Origin of the sequence: Maribacter luteus (assembly GCF_009674825.1) — a bacterium.
GTDB classification, from domain to species: Bacteria; Bacteroidota; Bacteroidia; order Flavobacteriales; family Flavobacteriaceae; genus Maribacter_A; species Maribacter_A luteus.
Genome location: NZ_WKJH01000005.1, coordinates 275,936 through 295,912 on the forward strand (window position 1 = coordinate 275,936; position 19,977 = coordinate 295,912).

Consider the following 19,977-nt stretch of genomic DNA (forward strand, 5'->3'; position numbering starts at 1 on the left):
AGGTTCTTAAAAAAAATAGGACCCCATAATTTCACGTGTTTCGTTGCATTTATTTACTTAGGCAAAAGAACTATCTTTGAACCATGCTTTTCAAGGAAATTTTAGGACTTACACATATCAAAAAACACTTGGCAATGAGTGCCAACGCCGGTCGAATTCCCCACGCACAATTATTTGTGGGCCCTGAGGGTTCCGGCACCTTGCCAATGGCTTTGGCCTATGCGCAATATATAATCTGTGGCAACCAGGATGCAGAAAACAATGGGGAGAACCAGGCTTGTAACATTAAATGTGATTCTCTTTCGCACCCCGATATGCATTTTGCGTTTCCGGTAGCAAATTCGGATAAGGTAAAAAGCCATGCCGTTAGTAACCATTATATGGAAGAATGGCGGGAATTTGTGAAGGAACAACCCTATGGTAACCTTTTTGACTGGTATAGATTGATAGGGATAGAAAAAAAACAAGGACAGATCGGGGTTGACGAGGCTTACGACATTGTTAAAAAATTATCATTGAAATCTTACGAAGGAGGCTACAAAGTGATGCTTATTTGGATGGCGGAAAAAATGAACACCGCTTCGGCCAATAAACTTTTAAAGCTTATTGAAGAACCTCCTGAAAAAACCGTTTTTCTTCTGGTCGCTCAAAATGAAGATCAGATCATACAGACCATACGATCACGATGTCAGATTTTACAATTTCCTCCCTTGGCCGAAGAATCTATTGCCAAAGGTCTTGAGAACAAGGGGTTAGAGCGTGAAGAGGCACTTAGGTTGGCTTTAGAAGCAGATGGTAACTTTAACAAGGCCTTAGATTTAATGAACAAGGATTCAGAGGATCTTGTCTTTGAAAAATGGTTTGTACAATGGGTACGCAGTGCATTCAAAGCCAGGGGCAACAAGACGGTTATACATGAATTGATCTTGTGGGCAGAAGAAGTGGCTAAGACCGGTAGGGAAACCCAAAAGAAATTTCTCCAATATTGTATCACGGTCATGCGCCAGGCCATGCTCATAAATTATAATGTAAAGGAATTGGCATTCATGCGCATGCACGTAGACGGATTTAAAATGGAGAAATTCGCTCCGTTCGTACATGAGAACAATATCCTAAATATCGTCTCTGAATTGGAAGATGCCATTTATCATATCGAGAGAAACGGTAATGCGAAAATCATCTTTACCGACCTATCCATTAAATTGACCCGTTTACTCCATACTAAAGAAACCCCTTTACAGAACCAACCTTAAACCGTTTTTATATGGCAACCTTAATCACCCAAAGTACCGAACTTCTTCTTCTGTTTTTTTTGATAATCACCTTTATTCAAAGTGGATTGGATAAATTAATGGACTGGAACGGCAATCTATCTTGGTTAAAAGGTCATTTTGAGAAAACGCCCTTAAAAAATACTGTCCCGTTGTTATTGGGTATTATTTTGTTTTTGGAGATACTCGCAGGGATTTTTTGCTGTATAGGGGTTTTTCAAATTATAAATAGCAGGGACAGTTCGTTTGCATTATATGGCGCCATACTATCATGTATAGTTTTGTTGATGTTGCTTTTTGGTCAACGAATTGCGAAGGACTATGAAGGAGCCAAAACCATTGCGGTCTATTTTATACCAGCTATTTTCCTGGTTTTCTTGCTTCAATCTTGAGCATAAAAAAACCCCGACCAAATGGTCAGGGTTTCTTCATTAGACTTGAACAGTCCTATTTTTTATACTTGTCATTTAGGATCTTAGTGATTTCTTCCGTAAGATCATTTGCTTCTTTACCGTATAGCACACTGCCACCATCACCTCCTCCTAGAATATAGGAATAGGCATTAGCTTTACCATAGGCTTTGATTTCGTCTTTTACTTTGTTGACCAAACTGTCCATTTCGGTCTGACCCGCAATTTGTAGTTGCTGTTCCTCTTGTTGCAATTGTTGGCCGATAAACTGTCCCTTTTGCTGAAAAACCCCATACTCTTCCTGCGCTTTCTGCTGCGACATTTTCTGTGCTTTTACCTGGAAGGCCTGTGCCTCTAATTGAAAAGCTTGGGTTATACTATCTTTCTTTTTCCCGAAAGTTTCCAATTTGGTTTTGTATTTGGCTTCAACATCAGATCTTTCCTGATAATCCTCCATCAACTTTACGTTGTCTACAAATCCGATTTTTTCTTGTTGACACGATACCATGACCAAAACAATAGCGGCCAATACTAATTTCTTCATTTCTTATGTTTTAAATTCCGTTTTTCAGAAAAACTTACTTTTTCGAATTGGGCAAAAATAGGAAAGCTTTTTAGAACTTTTACTTTTATTGCACTATTTATGTCTTGATGATAACTATGCCCGTCGGTTATAAAATGAACCCTAAAAACCTGTTTTTATATGCTATAGACAATATCTATTCTGTTAATCTATTGCAATTAACAATATCTATTATATTTGGTGAAATACAAACTAATTTCAGGGTGTTTTTTAAAATCCGCAATACATATTACCCTTTAGAGATCGAAAAGTCGTTAGAGCGCCTTAAAATCGGTTTTATGCTCTCTTTAGAATATAAATATGGGAAGAATACTCTTTAGTGCGCCAACCTTTTAAATTAGACCACAAACCAACCGCAAAAGCCTTTACAAAATTAGTATGGCCCGACTTATATTTTTCGGATAACAATGAAACGTAGAACGAGTCAAATACCATCGGTTTTATTTCCACCACTTTCATTCCCTGTGCGGCAAAAAGTTTTTCGATAGATGATTTTGAAAAATGCCAAAGATGGCGAGGAACATCATAAGCTGCCCAAAACTCCTTATAATGCCCTGCATCGTATGATTTGAAATTCGGTACGGCCACCACAAGGGTTCCGTTGTCATTAAGTAATGAAACCAAATCTTTAATTTGTAATTCTAGATTTGGCAAATGTTCCAAAACATGCCATAAGGTAATTATCGAATATTTTTTGTTCTTTATGGATTGAAGGGTTTCATGTAGAATTATTCCTTTTGCATTAGCCCGATCCTTAGCTCCCCTATTCGGTTCAACGCCTTCAACTACCCAACTCCTATTTTTTGTTTCCAGGAGAAAATCACCTGTACCCGCCCCAACATCTAAAAGTGTTTTTTCACCTACCACATATTTTGAAATCAGTCGTTCTTTTTTTCTTAGACTATATCTCTTTATGATTTGATATAGCTTATCGATTACAGTTTTGTTAGAATCTGTGTGGGAAATATAATCCTCACTAATGTAATATTTGTCTAGATCTTCAGGTTGTGGTCTCGTTGACAACATATCTAAAGAGGCATCAAATTCGAGTTCAAAACTTTCACCGGATACGGAATGATCCTTAATTTTTAAATACGGTTTCATTATAGTTGTGGGTAGAAATATATTCTTTTTTGAGAGCCCTAAGGTAGTTTAAAACTACTTCCCGTGAAAGTGAGCCTACCTTTAAGCAATCCTTTTCATAGTCACTATATGCTTCTATAGCAATATACCAATGACCGTTTCTGGTTACACCGTTTTCATCATCTGAAAAAATAGGTTCCACATCTTCATTTCCTAGAGCGGCATTTACGAAAACATCAAGGACTGCAGGAAATAAATTAATGGTCTTATCAGGAATCTCTACCTCATAAAAAGAAAAGAAATATGTTTGAGTATTTATTTCAAAAGGAACGTCATCGTAAACATTTTCATTATTCAGTTGAAATTTTATATTCACATAATCATAAAACCCATCTGCTTCTTTAGGGTCTTCAAAAACGAACATTTCTCGTTTGGGCAAGCCTTTTTTAAAAGATTTCCCTTTCGTGATTTTATAATCATGGATATCGGGGGCAATTCGTAATGGTATGCAAGAGTTGAAAAGAAAAACAGCAACTACAGCCGATACAACAATTCTCATGAAAATATGGTTTGGATTATAACCTAACGCCACAACAATCAAGCCATTTTATAAAAAATATTAGGGGAAAATCAATACAATAGATTCTATAATGAAGCGGTTCGCGTATGATGTTCCACGTGGAACAATTCAAATTTTTCCTTTAATTTCCACCCCAAGAAATTCAGACAACTCCATAGCCCTATCCTTGGCCAATTGATAAGAATTAGTTCTGAATAATGTAAAATGCGATACCCCTTTAAAAAATCGTACTACAAAATCATCCCCGGAACGTTGTTTGCCCAAAGCAGCAACAGAACCCCATTCCGTACCTTGTTTATGTCGTGCAGAGAACACAATCAAATAATCTGGAAAGGAAATCTTTAGCTTACTTTTAAAAATAGTAAAACCCAATAATCTATAGTGCTTATAATTTTTAAAATCCTGACGAATTTCAAATGAAATTGAATACCCCAACAGCACCATTGAAATAAACATTAACGCAAAACTTTGACTTAATGTACCTATGTCGTCAAAAGACATAAATAACCCAAGCAGTAGCGTTACAATTCCCAAAACAACAATGGTCTGTGGTTTTTTTTGTTTGAAAAAAAGTGATCGTATCATCGCCCCATATAAACCAAAAGGACACTTATATCGGAAGGTGAAACTCCGCTGATTCGAGAAGCTTGTGAAATGGTTACCGGCTTAATGCGCTCTAATTTCTCGCGGGCTTCAAACGACAAGGATTTAAGTTTTGAATAGTCGAAATTTTCAGGGATTTTGACATTTTCCAAACGGTGCAATTTATCGGCATTATTCTTCTCTTTTTCTATATAGCCCGCATATTTAATTTGGATTTCTGCTTGTTCCATTTCCTCACGACCTAAATTATTTTGTTCAACAAATTGGGCAACTGATGATAATTGTAACATGTGATCCATGGTTACCTTTGGCCTAGAAAAAGCTTTGAACATTTTATCCGATTGCTTTACCAAAGCAGAATCAACACTATCCAATATAGGATTAATATCTTCTGGAAGTACACTCGTATTCTTGAAAAAAGAAACGAAATCAGCTGATTTTCTTTCCTTCTCTTCCATACGTTCCATCCTACTTTTATCTGCCAATCCAATCTCAAAACCTTTAGGAGTTAATCTCAAATCTGCATTATCTTGTCGTAAGAGCGTTCTGTATTCCGCCCTTGATGTGAACATGCGATAGGGTTCTTCCGTGCCTTTAGTAATCAGATCATCTATAAGAACCCCTATATACGCCTCATCACGTTTTAAGATAAAAGGATCCTTGCCATTAATCTTTAAATGTGCATTTACACCAGCCATCAAACCTTGGGAAGCAGCCTCCTCATAACCAGTTGTGCCATTTATTTGACCGGCAAAATAAAGGTTTTCCACCAATTTTGTTTCTAAAGTATGCTTCAATTGGGTAGGTGGAAAATAATCATACTCTATAGCATATCCAGGTCTAAAGAACTTGACATTCTCGAATCCAACTACGGAACGTAAAGCTTTAAATTGCACGTCTTCAGGTAAGGAAGTAGAAAAGCCATTTACATAAACCTCTACGGTATCCCACCCTTCCGGTTCAACAAATAATTGATGACTATCCTTATCCGCGAAACGATTTATTTTATCTTCTATTGATGGACAATATCGCGGACCAATACTTTTAATCCTACCATTGAACATAGGGGATCTATCAAATCCCTCACGTAACAAATCATGTACTTGTTCACTGGTGTGACTCATATGACAATCCCTCTGTTTGGTAAGAACAGGCGTATCTAAATAAGAAAATTTTTCAGGAATTTTATCCCCAGGTTGAACGATCATTTTAGAATAATCCAATGAACGCCCATCAACCCTTGGTGGTGTCCCAGTTTTCATTCTACCACTTTCAAAACCCAAGGTGGTCAACTGTTCAGTAATCCCTGTTGCAGCTTTTTCACCTGCTCTTCCCCCACCAAATTGTTTATCTCCAATATGTATTAAACCGTTTAAAAAAGTTCCATTGGTCAATACAACTGATTTTGCTTTGATTTCGATTCCAAGGGAAGTCTTTACACCGACTACTTTATGATTTTGTATAATTAAACCACTGATCATTTCCTGGTAGAAATCAACATTAGATGTTCTTTCCAATGCCAATCTCCATTCTTCAGCAAAACGCATTCTATCACTTTGCGCCCTAGGACTCCACATCGCCGGTCCTTTGGATTTGTTCAACATCTTAAATTGAATGGCAGATTTGTCGGTTATGATACCTGAATAACCGCCAAGCGCATCGATCTCCCTTACAATTTGTCCTTTTGCTATACCGCCCATAGCAGGATTACAACTCATTTGCCCAATAGTTTGCAAATTCATTGTTGCCAGTAGGGTTTTTGAACCCATATTAGCAGCTGCAGCCGCAGCTTCTGCCCCGGCATGACCACCACCTACAACAATAACATCGTATACTTCTCCAAACATAATTCTATAATTGTTCCACGTGGAACATTTTAATTTTTTCTTCTTCCTTTTCTCTCATCACCAAAACCTCCTCCTGTGTTTTATCATTATAATCCATCAGATGCAAAATGCCATGAGACATAACCCGTAAAAGTTCATTGTCGAAATCTTTCTTAAACTTACCTGCATTCTCCCTAACCCTTTCAATGGATATAAAAATATCCCCATTAAGAACATTACTCTCGGTATAATCAAAAGTTATAATATCAGTAAATGTATCATGATATAAGTACTTCTTGTTGATTTCCAGTAAATAGGTATCATCACAAAAAATATAATTTAAATCACCCAACACGAAACCTTCTGAAACTAAAACCCTATTTAACCAATGGATATAATATTCTTCTTTATCCAATCCAAAATCAAGTTCATAAAAAAATTCAATCATTCCGTTCAAAATAATCTTTAACTTTAATTTGATAATTTTGACGCAAAGGTAACGCTTGCCTATTTAATATTTCAATGTTGTTTTTGTATCCATCAAGTATTGCAGGCTTGGACAAAATTGGATTCCTAAATAAATTTAGATTGGTGCTACTTTCCCGCTCCGATTTTCGGCCTTTAGATAAAGTCGCGTTTTCCAATTTCAATAACTCGTGTTCTATATTATTAACTTTACTTACTGTACGTTTGGTGATACCGTTTTCAAGCAAATCGTTCTCAAAATCTTCCATTTGTTTTATCAACTTTTCGCCTAGTTTCCTTTCATCCGAATCTATCATCTCCTTTAGTTCATCCTCCAATTGATTACGGAGCATTTGCTGTTGTTTATATATCTCGTATATTTCTTTAAGTTCTTCCTCACCAATTCCGTTAACCCCTTCATTGCCATTAGTATCATCTTTGCCTCTAGCGTTCTTTTTATCGCCTTTGCCCTTAGTATCACCACCTGCATTTCCTTCTTCCCCTTCACCTTTTTGACCATTTTCACCATTTTCCCCTTTTTGTTCTTGTCCTTCGCCTTGGGCCTGTCCACTTTTGTCATCTCCCATACCCTCGATTTTTTCTTTTAAATCTCCTTGACCCTTTATTATATCAGGTAATTGAAAACCTGGTTCACCTTTGCCTGAACCTGAACCGGCCTGCATACTTTGCTGCATATTATCCAAAATATTGGCAAGAAAATCCGCTAAGCCATTACTAGCATTCAAAACATATTTTTGATAAGATACACCCTGGTACATTTGATTATCCGCAATACTCTCTAATGATTTGTCTATGTTGTAATAAACCTCCGTTATCTGCTCGTTAACATACTCAGAAAGTTCAGCCCTTCTCAAAGACAAAGCGAAAAGACTATCATCAACATGCTCAAACAAGCTCCGTAATTCCTTTTGGTCCCTAACCGATTTTGAAAAATTTGCAACATCTAGATCAGTTTCTTCCAAGTCGTCGAACAATTCTTCTTGATTAAAAGAAAATATCACAAGATTATCGAGTATTTGCCTAAGCATTTCAGCATCTTCTGTAATTGTAGAACCTCCCCCATCAGAAGCCGAGCTTTCTAATTTCTCTGCCATTTCCTTCATTTTATCAGAAGCAGATTTTTGTTTTTTACCGATTTTATCCAAGTTTGATTTAGAATCCTGTTCATCTTTATTAGAATCTAAAGATTGCGTTTTATTAAAATCCTGTACTATTGATTTTTGATCTTCTTTAATAGCTTCTTCTTTTTTAGAATCATAATTCAAATCAATAGGTTTTTTTAACCGATCATTATCCTTTTGTAATTCTTTAAATTCCTTTGTAAAATCGTCAAAATCTTCATTGAGTTTTTCCTGATCTTTACTATCTTCTTTTGTCTTCGGTTTGTTAGCTAATAATTCTTGCTTTTCTGCAAGCTTTTTTAATTCATTAGCCATTTGCGCAACCTTTTCAGTTACATAATATCTCTTGGTCAATTCTAGAAGTTGTTCTAAATTTCGTTTACTATTTTGTTGCTTTTTCCCTAGTTCATCTAATCGTTTACTTAATTCTTCCTTATCTATTTTATCAGCAATTTTATTAAGCTCATCTAGGAGTTTTTCATTTTTTCTTGCTTCAATCTCCTGTCTTTCCAACCGTTCTTGCAATAATTTACTATTTTCATCTTCATTATCTGTTTTCTTTAAGCTCTCTTGAAGCTGTTTGCTATAATTCTGCATTAGTTCTTCCTGAACCTTTTGTTTCTTTAAGAAGTTCTTAATCTCATTTTGATCATTGAAGTTCAATTCTTTCTTTTCCTTCTGTGCCCTATTAATTTTATCCAATTCTTTATCCTGTTCCGCAAGTTTATCCAACGAACGATCCATATTCTTAATAATAGCTTCACGGATCTGAAGATCTTTATTTATCAATTCATTTTCATTGAACAACCTACTTCTGAATATTTTACTTTTAACCCCCTTACTTCCATTAATTCCATCATTATCATTAGCTTGAAAATAAAATTCATAATCAACATTCTCATTGACAACCAATCCTGATGGGAAGGTGTAATAAAATTGACTATAGTTTGAATTGGGTTTAAGCAAATTTATAACCTGTTTACTTTCAGGTTGTTCAATATCATAACACACTAATGTAATAGAACGTAATCCGTAATCATCAGTTGATTCCCCAACATAGTATGAAGTGTTAGGATTAAGTGAATCCAAAACTTGTTGAACTTTTATAGTCGGAAAGGCATCTTTGATAACCGTAAAGCTATAATCCAATTTTTCATAATCCTTTACATTGTCATTTGAAGCGGTAATTTGGTAATCATATGAAAATAGAATAGATTTTGATAAAGTAAATGTTCTAGAATTTTCAGAAAAATTCCATACGGTATCTTTATCTACCAGATGTATTGCACCCGTATTTTCCCCTTTAATATTCCATGTGACTTCTGTTCCTTCAGGTACAAATGCACTACCGGTACTCCTTAAAATCTCGTTTTCCCTTTTTAGATACCCAGGAAAAACCAATTTCATTTCAAAACTCTGTATCGAAGGTATATCTACAACCTCTAATTGATATTTTTCTGACTTTATATTACCAGATACAAATTGAAAATACGAATCTTGAAGTGGCGGGGAAAAAGTATAAGAGAATATATCATCTTCTTTTTGAAGAATTAACTCCTTACCATTAATATCAATGTATGCAACGTCCGGACGAACACTTCCAAGAGTAGTAACCTGAATCGTATACGATTTATCCTCCAAAGCCTTCAAGTCATTATTAAGCAAATGAAACGTAAATGGAGCTGGGGGTGCATAGGCCACGTCATAATTGAGTACCCTATTATAAGAACTAAAAAAAGAGTTCAAGTTACCTGAAATATAAATAGCTATAAAAACAAGAATCGGAATCAACAGATAGCGTGCATATTTAAAAATATCCATATAATCTATAGCCTTGACGAAAGGTATATTGCCTAAATCATTACTACGTTGTTCAATACTAGCTAGTAATAATTCCGATTGGTATTTACTTTCGGTAAGATCGAAAAGATTGTACAATTTATCAGCAACATCTGGAAAATGAGCACCAATAAGCCGTGAAGCTTCTTTATATGTTAGTCCTCTTTTTAACCTAAATAAAAATAGTATTGGGACTACAATAAATTTATAAAAGAGCACCAGTGTTAACAACAGTAGACAAAAGAAAAGTAACATTCTCCATGTATTGCCCAACCAAAGAAGATATTCGATTCCAACGATAAAAAAAGACAAAATCATTCCTAGTGTTAAAAAAAGAAGAATTCCTTTAATCAACATCTTAGAATAATACTTTCTAGTGAAGTGATTTAATTTATCAATTATGTCATCGTAAGCCTTCAAAATATAACGTATTTTATACCAAGATAAATGATCTCTTGTACTTCAACATCAAAATCTTGTTAAAACACCCCTCCATAACGTATCTATCACTATAATTCTTCCTTTGGTTCATGCCGCTGATCCCCTATCTTTGCTAAAATAGAAACGATTATATGAGTAAGAAAGTAAGAGTTAGATTTGCTCCAAGTCCAACCGGGCCTTTACATATCGGTGGTGTACGAACCGCCCTTTTCAATTATTTGTTCGCCAAACAGCATAAAGGTGATTTTATACTACGTATAGAGGATACCGATCAAAACAGATACGTAGACGGTGCAGAAAAATATATTATAGATTCCTTGCAGTGGTGTGGGTTATCTTTTGATGAAGGCCCTGGAAAAGACAAAGGTTATGGTCCCTACCGTCAAAGTGAAAGAAAGCATCTTTATAAGGAATACGCCGAAACCCTAATCAATAATTGTCACGCCTATTATGCCTTCGATACTGCAGAAGAATTGGATGCCCATAGAAAAGATCATGAAGTTAAGGGAAAAACCTTTATTTATAATTGGCACAATCGTCTAAAATTAAAAAATTCGCTCTCTTTGAGTAAAGAGGAAACCCAAAGGAGGATTGATTCTGGTGAAGACTACGTAATCCGCTTTTTTACACCACAAGATCAAAAATTACATTTAGAGGATATCATCAGGGGAGACATTGAAATAGACACCAACATATTAGATGATAAGGTGCTTTATAAAAGTGATGGTATGCCAACTTATCATCTAGCCAATATAGTTGATGACCACCTAATGCAAATTACACATGTAATTCGTGGTGAGGAATGGCTTCCGTCTTTGGCCCTGCACCAACTATTATATAAAGCCTTTAATTGGGAAACACCGGAATTCGCACATTTACCTTTAATCATGAAACCGGTAGGCAAAGGTAAATTAAGCAAGCGAGACGGAGAAAAACTTGGTTTTCCCGTATTTCCCCTTAATTGGAATGAATCCAAAGGCTATCGTGAAGCAGGTTTCTTCCCCGAAGCCGTTGTTAACTTTTTAGCCCTATTAGGTTGGAACCCGGGCACTGAACAAGAAATATTCAGTCTTGAAGAACTTATAGCTAACTTTAGTTTAGACCGTGTGAACAAATCAGGCGCACGTTTTGATCCAGAAAAAAACAAATGGTATAATCACCAATACCTGCAGAACAAGACTAATGAAGAATTAGCTACTTTATTCGCAGCTGAACTTACCAAACGTGAAATTCCAGTATCTTTTCCCGATATCACATATCTAGAAAAAGTAGTGGCACTAATAAAAGAACGGGCAGATTTCGTCGCTGATTTTTGGGAATTAAGTGACTACTTTTTTGAAGCGCCAAAGGTTTATGATGAAAAAGCGGTACGTAAACAATGGAAAGAAGACACTCCGTCGATACTAACAGAATTAAAATCCGTACTGAAAGATATTAAGGATTTTTCATCCGAAAATATAGAGACCATAGTAAAACAATGGATTACCGACAAAGAACTTTCTTTTGGTAAAGTAATGCCTCCCCTTCGTTTAATTATCGTTGGAGGAATGAAAGGTCCCCACATATTCGATATTCTGGAAATGATAGGTTCTAAAGAAACTATAGATAGAATAGAAAATGCGATAAACCGACTTTAAACCTATCTTGTAACAAAACAACACATTTTCATACGTATATAAAAAAGTCTTTTCGTAAATTCATTAACTAACAAAATCATATGTATTATGGGTGACTATCTATTAATTCCCTTATTCCTTTTTTTATTGGTAACCATTGCCTCAGGAATATTTATCGTCAAACAACAAACCGCAGTTCTCATTGAAACTTTTGGAAAGTTTACAAGTGTTCGGCATTCTGGTATTCAATTTAAAATACCGTTCGTTCAGCGTATTGCTGCCCGTGTTGGGTTAAAAATCCAACAGCTCGATGTTATTGTCGAAACCAAAACTTTGGATGATGTTTTTGTAAAATTGAAAGTCTCTGTACAATATGTAGTCATCAAAGAAAAAGTATACGAAGCTTTTTATAAATTGGAATATCCCCATGATCAAATTACATCCTATGTATTCGACGTAGTTCGTGCCGAAGTCCCTAAAATGAAATTAGATGATGTCTTCGTAAAAAAAGACGACATAGCCATTGCCGTTAAAGCTGAGTTACAGGATGCTATGATCAACTATGGGTACGACATCATAAAGACCTTAGTCACCGATATTGATCCTGATGCCCAGGTAAAAGCGGCAATGAACCGAATTAATGCCTCTGAACGAGAAAAAATTGCGGCCCAGTTCGAAGGTGATGCCGCAAGGATCCTTATAGTAGAAAAAGCAAAAGCCGAGGCAGAAAGTAAAAGATTACAAGGACAGGGTATTGCAGATCAACGTAGGGAAATCGCACGAGGTTTGGAAGAATCCGTTGAGGTTTTGAACAAGGTTGGAATAAATTCCCAAGAAGCCTCTGCCCTAATTGTCGTAACCCAGCACTATGATACGTTACAATCTATCGGTGAGGAAACCAACACCAATTTAATCCTTCTTCCGAATTCACCACAAGCAGGTAGTGATATGTTGAATAATATGGTCGCCTCATTTACTGCAAGTAACATGATAGGGGAACAAATGAAAAAGACGAACACCAAAAAAGAAAAATAAATTTTCTTCAAATAAAAAAGAAAACCACTTATAGCTTATAAGTGGTTTTTTTATGTAAAATATTCTTATTGGTATCTTTTTAGGCCATTAAATCATAATTCTTGATTGTAAGAAGATTTAAGAACACTTCTAACACAAGACCTATCTCATATATTGTCCATTTTAAAAAATGCCTTAGAACACATTTAAAAGAGGCTTTTTGAATAGATAATACCGATTGATATATTATATTTGATCAAGAATATCGATACTAGTTGTTCTGTTGGATTTTCGCCCAAGTGTCCCTTAAACCGACCGTTTTATTAAAAACCAATTTTTCAGGAGTAGAATCTTGATCCACACAGAAATACCCCAATCTTTGAAATTGCACCCGATCTTCAATTTTAGCTGATTTAAGACTTGGCTCTAAATAACCCTTGATTATTTTCAAAGCATCAGGATTTATGAATTCCATAAAATCTTTATCCTTATGGGTATCCGGGCTTTCGTCCAAGAACAAACGATCATATACACGAACCTCGGCCTCCAAAGCATGCTTAATGGAAACCCAATGTAAAGTACCTTTCACTTTACGAAGGCTTTCTTCCGAACCACTTCCACTTTTACTTTTAGGATCATACGTACATTGTATTTCGGTAATGTTCCCGTCTGCATCCTTGGTACAGCTTTCCGCTTTTATGATGTAGGCATTTTTCAACCGTACCTCACCCCCAAGTTTCAATCTAAAAAACTTACGATTGGCCTCTTCCCTGAAATCATTCTTTTCAATATAGATTTCCCTAGAAAATGGAACTTGCCTTGATCCTGCATTTTCATCTTCAGGATTATTCTCAGCTTCTAACCATTCTTCTTCGTTTTCAGGATAATTCGTAATAACAACTTTCACAGGATCCAAGACGCCCATAACCCTAGGTGCCACCTTGTTCAAATGTTCACGTACATGAAACTCCAGTAAAGAAACATCTATTAAATTTTCCCTTTTGGCTATACCTATAGTATCAGCAAAATTACGAATGGCCTCTGGAGTATATCCCCTACGTCGAAGTCCGGAAATCGTTGGCATTCTTGGATCATCCCAACCGTTAACAACGTTTTCCTCTACCAACTTCAACAGTTTACGCTTACTAACAATAGTATGGCTTAAGTTTCGTCTTGCAAATTCCCGTTGTTTGGGCCTTACCGATTTCTTATCATAAACTTGGTCTAAAAACCAATCATATAATTCACGATGTGGTAAAAACTCCAATGTACATATTGAATGTGAAACCTGCTCAATATAATCACTTTCCCCATGTGTCCAATCATACATCGGATAAATACACCAATCGGTATTTGTTCTATGGTGAGCCTTATGAAGAATTCGATACATAATGGGATCACGCATCAGCATATTCGAAGATGACATGTCTATCTTAGCACGAAGTACATGTGTACCCTCCTTAAAATCACCCCTTTTCATAGATTCGAACAACTCTAAATTCTCTTCTACGGTTCGGTCACGATAAGGGCTTGGTGAACCCGGTTCGGTCGGTGTGCCTTTTTGATCGGCCATTTCTTCTGAAGATTGACTGTCTACATATGCCTTTCCTTTTTCAATCAACAAAACGGCCCAATCATATAGTTGCTGAAAATAATCGGAAGCATACCGTTCGGTATCCCACTGGAAACCTAACCATTCAACATCCCTTTTTATTGCATCTACAAACTCTTGTTCCTCCTTTACTGGATTGGTATCATCAAACCTCAAGTTAACCGGAGCATTATAACGTATTCCCAATCCGAAATTGAGACAAATTGAACTGGCATGACCTATATGCAAATAACCATTTGGCTCTGGCGGAAAACGAAATCGCAATTTATCCTTTGAAAAACCGTTATTAAGGTCCTCCTCTATTATATGTTCAATGAAATTCAATGATTTTGACGCTTCACTCATCTGACTTATTTTAAGCAGAGCAAATGTAGCAAAATTGCAGGGATTACAGGCTATTAAATGCCCTAGCATACAAATAGTAGGATTTCACAACATAAATAGTATGCAGCACAACAATATATTTTTTACACTGTTAATAAGTTTAATATTTGTTTTTGAATACTAACACAATAAAATGGAAATACAGCATACCCAACTGTAAATCCTTAAAAATGAACCCCAAATCAACCCAGTCAGACGGTAAATTATTGATATTTAAAAAGCACTACTTATGAAATCTACATTAAATTTTCATGCCCGTCTTATTCTAATCGCTTTTATGCTATTTGGTTTTAACCAACTCTCAGCACAAATTCTTGTCAATGCACCTGAAGCCGCAGACAATCCAAATTTATCAGGTAATGATGCATGGACCGCCATATGCGCAGGTGTTGGTGGTTTTAACCAGTATTATGTTAATATATCCTGGGCTGGTACCGCAAATAGTGGTAATGAATTTATCCTGGAGCTATCCGATAAGGATGGTGATTTTACCAATCCTGTTGAATTAACAAGGGTAGGTGATCAAAACAGTAATACTTCAAAAGAATTCGATGCGGAATTCGCTATTCCTACAGATACAAGGGGAGATGGTTTTAAAATGAGGGTTCGGTCTACAGACCCCGCTTATACCAGTAGCGCCTCTACCGCTTATGCCATGTATTATATGGATGTTACCAATAATATAAATATCAGTGACGATGGCAGTGGCGTGCCACCGGGAATGGTATGTTCAACAGGGCCTATTACCCTACAGGTAGACAATGTTGCCAATCCAGATACCTATCAGTATATATGGTATATGAGCGGCAGCCCCATTACCGGTGAAACAGGACATACTTTAACTGTTAGTACTTCAGGAATGTACTATGCCATTATTGATTATGGTAATGCATGTTCGGGTTCTGCAAATACGGACTCTAACATTGTTGATGTTACCATAGGCTCAGGTGGTGAAGGTATTTTCATTAATCCACCATCTAAAAATATACTATGTGCCGGCGAAACGGAAACATTAAGTATCAATACCACAGATCCCTCATGGAATTATATTTGGTTCAAAGACGGCGTCCAGATTGCCGGGGCCACCTCATCAACATATACCGTTGATGCCAACAATGCCGATTTTGCCGGGGATTATCAAATTGAAATTTCTTCCAGCTCTATATGCAATGAACGCTCTGCCGCCATTACATTTTCAAATGCAGATGATTTTACCGTTACAAGGGAAAATGAAGAGAATCTAGTACTATTACCAACCCAAACGAAAAATTTGAGTGTTACCACCTCTGCCATATCCCCAACGTACAAATGGTACAGGAATGGTACCGAAATAACTGGCGAAACCAATGCTACCCTCAGTACCAATCAAGAGGGCACCTATTATGTAGAGGTAACCCAAGGTGGGGGCACTTGTCCAGGTACCATTAAGAATTCTGAAACCACAACTATTATTGTTCCGGATTCTTTTGAGATCATTACGGATTATGCCTCTAGTTATATTGCTTGTGAATCAACCGATATGGTACTTCAAATACAAACCATAAATGCTATTTTATCCGATGCAACCACTATTGATGTAACAGCTGATATACTTTCTGATTTTAATTTTCAATGGAAATTGAACGGATCGAATATAGCCGGAGCCACCAGTAATTCAATCAGTTTAACCGATACGACTGAAAACGGGGATTATTCGGTAGATGGAAGCATTTCTACTTATACGGCAACCAGCAATACATTACCGGTACAACTCCTAACATCTGAAATTTTGACCATCGAAAGTACTAGTGCCGTGTATTGTAGTTCATCGGACACAGTAACCCTAAGTACCACTACCGATCTAACAAGTGAATCCTTTGAGTGGCAAAAAGATGGGGTTACGGTAAATACCACAGACAGTTCATTTGATATAAACGACACTGGCATATACCGATTGGTTTTAGAAAGAAACGGTTGTTCTTTGAACTCCAATGAAATTACAATTTCATCGCTCGACGAATCCTTAATCTCTTTAGACCCTGAAGGTGATGTTGTATTGCCAGAAGGCACTTCAAGAACTATTACTGCAAGTGGTGGTACCGCTTACCGTTGGTACGATGCCGCAAATAATGAACTAAGTTCCCTTTCTTCAGTGACAGTAACCGAAGAAGGAACCTACACACTTATCGCAAATATCGATAACTGTGAAATAATTAGACAAATTAACGTTACCCTATTAGATACCTTTAAGATTCCCAATGTTATCAGTCCAAATGGTGACGGTATAAACGACCAATGGGTAATTCCTAATTCGTATTCAAATAAATCAGACGTTAACGTTATCATTTATAACGAAAAAGGAGAGGAGCTTTTGAATGAATATGATTATAAAAATTCATGGCCATCCTCTTCACAAGCATTTCCAAAGCAAAACATGGTATTCTATTACAAAATACGTAATGCCCAGGGAATCTTGAAACAAGGTACCATAACTGTAATTAGATAAATTAACTAATACAATGTTCAAGAATAGATTTATATATATACTCATGCTTTTTATGGTATTGACCAAGGTCAGTGCCCAAGAAGACTCACCATTCGTTACGTATGATGTTCCTTCGCAGAACTTATTGAAGTATAACCGATTCTTAATTAACCCTACGTTTTCAACAGTTAGGGAAGATGTTTCTTATATAAATCTTTTACACCGAAACCAATCGGTACAATTTGATGACAACAATCAGAATTACTTTTTAAGTTATAGTGGTAGGATCAGTGACAGAACCGGTTTGGGTTTAAGTCTTTATTCCCAACGGGAAGGTACCGTATCTAACTTCGGGGTTCTGGCAAATTACGCCTATGGTGTTAAATTAAGTGATAAAAGTAATTTTACCTTCGGTGCAAATGTATCCTATTACAATAGTGGGTTTGATCAAAACCGTGTTACTACGGTTGAGGAAGATCCTTATTTGGCCGGACTTCAAGATAGTAATCTTTTGTCCTTTCAACCAGGTTTCAATATTTCTTATGGGCAGTTCGATTTCGGATTGTTCGCAGAAAATCTTTTCGACTATAATCTTAAAACAAGTGAATCGGTAACTGAATTCAAAGACAAGACCTTTTCAGGTCATTTACAATATACCCATGAGTTTGAAAACGCTACAGGTATCCTAGAAAGTGGACGTTTAATGCCGTTGGCCCGTGCAAGGAAAGTAGGGGAAGATGATGTTGTTCTAGGCGGTAGTCTTATTCTCGACCTTCCAAAAATAGGTTGGGTGCAAGGTGGCTACGATAGCTTTTATGGAGCTTCTGCAGGCGTTGGTTTTAACTTAAGCAAACGACTTTCATTGGGGTATACCATGGAAAAAGGTCTGTCTAGCAACTTTGATGATTTTGGAGTTACCCATGAAATATCATTTGCATATTCATTTACACCTAATTTAACCGAGGACCGTGTACTATTGGAAAAAGACAATGAGCTTGTTGATTCTGATGAGCCCTTTAGGGAAGATACCATGGCAAGCTCGGATGATCTTGAAGACCTTAAGAGAAAATTAGCGGAAAATGATGCAATTATAGAAGAATTGATGTTTAGGCAAGATTCTTTAGAAGCCAACCGTAAAGACGATCTTCAGAAGCGATTTGAAATGGTTATGCGAATGGTCCGTAATGAAACGAACGGTAATAGACCTGATATTGAAGATAAAGCGAGAACCATGTTCCTTGGTGAAGATTCGGATATAGAGATAGCGGCCAATAACGCAAGCAATGATGGTAGGGTACAGGGAGACGATACGAAATATACCAATTCGTCTAATAATGATTCAAAAGACAGAACGATAGCAGTTGTCAATGATAAGGTAAATACCATTGAATCTACAGATAACAAAAAACCTGTATTCAATAATACGATTACTCCAAATAGAGCAAAAGATGCTGTTGCCTCCAACGAAACAAAATATACTACAAAACCTGAATCAGCCAAGGATAGGGTTCAAAATAATACCCCAACACAAAACATTACCAAAAAGACCATTAAGAGCCGTAAATTCCGTGATTTGGAAGGAGTAGAAGATGGTTACTATGTTGTGGCCAATGTGTATAAAGGTGGGGTATATATGGACCGTTTCATTGAAGGACTTGAACAAAAAGGTATTTCTGCCGATTACATCGACAATCCCAATAACGGTCTTAAATATGTATACCTAGATCGTTATGATACTTGGCAAGAAGCTGTTGCTGCCCATAACAACAATGTAAATGGCACCTATGATGGTGTTACATGGATCATGAATGTTGATAATCGCTATACCAACGAAGCCTATGTTGAAAACTCAAATAGGATAAAGGAAAAATCCGAAAGGTATAATACAGATGTCCTTCAACAAAATGTAATCGTTAAAGATAAGGTCGCAGCGAACGGTTTGGAACCGAAAACCCAAATAATCAATGGGGTAGATTCCGGTTACTATTTAATTGCCAATGTTTTTGCCAATCCGAATAACGCCAAACGTTTTGTGAAATTATTGAACTCATACGGGTTACACGCCAGTTATTTTATAAATCCAGAAAATAACTACAGGTATGTTTACCTAAAGAGACACCAATCATGGAATAATGCACTTATATCTTACTACACTAGGTTAAATGATTCATACGATGATAAAATGTGGATCATGCGTGTTACACCAAGCCAAATAGCATAAAACAGAACAAAATAAAACTTTTGATTACGTTTAATTGAAGTATGATTATAACTGCTAAAAGGTTCAAACCATAGCATCCTATTTTTAGAAACACCAACTTTAATAATTCTTTAGGTTTTCTTTTTGGGAAATTTCCATTCTACTATTGTTATTCACCAATAAAAAACACTTTGGGCTATTTGGGGTCTTCTTAATAAATTTTTCTTACAAGAAGGCAAATCGTTTGTAATCCAACGGTTAACGAATTTATAAACCTTAGGCAATTAGCGTTTCACAACATAAAACCATTGAACTACAACATTAAATTTTAGGGCTCACTTTTAAGGGTAATATTTGTTAGTGGTAGTTTTCAGTGATCCATTTTCGGATCGTTTGCAACTATTGAAATCTAGACTCAACTGAATACCGTTAGAACCAAACTTA

14 protein-coding genes are annotated in these 19,977 nt (G+C 36.3%); 6 read left to right on the forward strand and 8 right to left on the reverse strand.

The features are described 5' to 3' along the window. Positions 1–83: 83 nt before the first annotated feature. Positions 84–1,253, forward strand: a complete 1,170-nt coding sequence (locus GJ691_RS09095; RefSeq protein WP_154366072.1) for a DNA polymerase III subunit — start codon at positions 84–86, stop codon at positions 1,251–1,253. An 11-nt stretch (positions 1,254–1,264) separates the two neighbouring features. Beyond that, entirely contained in the window at positions 1,265–1,663 is a 399-nt protein-coding gene (locus GJ691_RS09100) for a DoxX family membrane protein (RefSeq protein WP_154366074.1), read from the forward strand. Positions 1,664–1,718: 55 nt separating this feature from the next. Here the strand turns inward: GJ691_RS09100 and GJ691_RS09105 are convergent, their stop codons facing one another. The 7 genes from GJ691_RS09105 to GJ691_RS09135 all read right to left on the reverse strand — a co-directional run bounded on the left by GJ691_RS09105 (position 1,719) and on the right by GJ691_RS09135 (position 10,222). Then, positions 1,719–2,225 carry an OmpH/Skp family outer membrane protein gene (locus tag GJ691_RS09105; protein ID WP_154366076.1) on the reverse strand — a complete coding sequence of 169 codons (507 nt, stop codon included), beginning with the start codon at positions 2,223–2,225 and terminating at the stop codon, positions 1,719–1,721. A gap of 315 nt (positions 2,226–2,540) precedes the next feature. Beyond that, positions 2,541–3,368, reverse strand: coding sequence for a class I SAM-dependent methyltransferase (locus GJ691_RS09110; protein ID WP_154366078.1), 828 nt, complete (start codon positions 3,366–3,368; stop codon positions 2,541–2,543). Continuing rightward, positions 3,346–3,906 carry a hypothetical protein gene (locus GJ691_RS09115; RefSeq protein ID WP_154366080.1) on the reverse strand — a complete coding sequence of 187 codons (561 nt, stop codon included), beginning with the start codon at positions 3,904–3,906 and terminating at the stop codon, positions 3,346–3,348. The genes GJ691_RS09110 and GJ691_RS09115 overlap by 23 nt, the downstream gene beginning before the upstream one ends. A gap of 129 nt (positions 3,907–4,035) precedes the next feature. Beyond that, positions 4,036–4,512 carry a hypothetical protein gene (locus GJ691_RS09120; RefSeq protein WP_154366082.1) on the reverse strand — a complete coding sequence of 159 codons (477 nt, stop codon included), beginning with the start codon at positions 4,510–4,512 and terminating at the stop codon, positions 4,036–4,038. Next, entirely contained in the window at positions 4,509–6,377 is a 1,869-nt protein-coding gene (gene mnmG / locus GJ691_RS09125; RefSeq protein ID WP_154366084.1) for a tRNA uridine-5-carboxymethylaminomethyl(34) synthesis enzyme MnmG, read from the reverse strand. Before mnmG ends, GJ691_RS09120 begins: the two co-directional genes overlap by 4 nt. 4 nt (positions 6,378–6,381) lie before the next feature. Then, positions 6,382–6,804, reverse strand: coding sequence for an rRNA maturation RNase YbeY (gene ybeY / locus GJ691_RS09130; RefSeq protein WP_154366086.1), 423 nt, complete (start codon positions 6,802–6,804; stop codon positions 6,382–6,384). Next, a complete protein-coding gene (locus tag GJ691_RS09135; RefSeq protein ID WP_154366088.1) occupies positions 6,797–10,222 on the reverse strand; it encodes a hypothetical protein in 3,426 nt (1,141 codons plus the stop codon). The genes ybeY and GJ691_RS09135 overlap by 8 nt, the downstream gene beginning before the upstream one ends. Positions 10,223–10,374: 152 nt before the next feature. Here GJ691_RS09135 and gltX point away from each other — a divergent pair, with 152 nt between their 5' ends. Together gltX and GJ691_RS09145 are read left to right on the forward strand one after the other, a co-directional pair. Continuing rightward, complete coding sequence (gltX, locus tag GJ691_RS09140; RefSeq protein ID WP_154366090.1) at positions 10,375–11,880, forward strand: glutamate--tRNA ligase; 1,506 nt, start codon at positions 10,375–10,377, stop codon at positions 11,878–11,880. Between the two features lie 87 nt (positions 11,881–11,967). Continuing rightward, positions 11,968–12,894: an SPFH domain-containing protein gene (locus GJ691_RS09145; RefSeq protein ID WP_154366092.1), complete on the forward strand. Its 927-nt coding sequence runs from the start codon at positions 11,968–11,970 to the stop codon at positions 12,892–12,894. Positions 12,895–13,144: 250 nt separating this feature from the next. On the opposite strand, the gene GJ691_RS09150 is transcribed toward GJ691_RS09145, so the two are convergent. Next, entirely contained in the window at positions 13,145–14,830 is a 1,686-nt protein-coding gene (locus tag GJ691_RS09150) for a glutamine--tRNA ligase/YqeY domain fusion protein (RefSeq protein WP_154366094.1), read from the reverse strand. 268 nt (positions 14,831–15,098) lie between these two features. Between GJ691_RS09150 and GJ691_RS09155 the strand changes: the two genes are divergently transcribed. Together GJ691_RS09155 and GJ691_RS09160 are read left to right on the forward strand one after the other, a co-directional pair. After that, positions 15,099–17,354, forward strand: coding sequence for a T9SS type B sorting domain-containing protein (locus tag GJ691_RS09155; RefSeq protein WP_246200152.1), 2,256 nt, complete (start codon positions 15,099–15,101; stop codon positions 17,352–17,354). A gap of 13 nt (positions 17,355–17,367) precedes the next feature. Further along, on the forward strand, positions 17,368–19,554 hold the full coding sequence (locus GJ691_RS09160) for a PorP/SprF family type IX secretion system membrane protein (protein WP_154366096.1): 2,187 nt from the start codon (positions 17,368–17,370) through the stop codon (positions 19,552–19,554). The last annotated feature ends 423 nt before the right edge of the window (positions 19,555–19,977 follow it).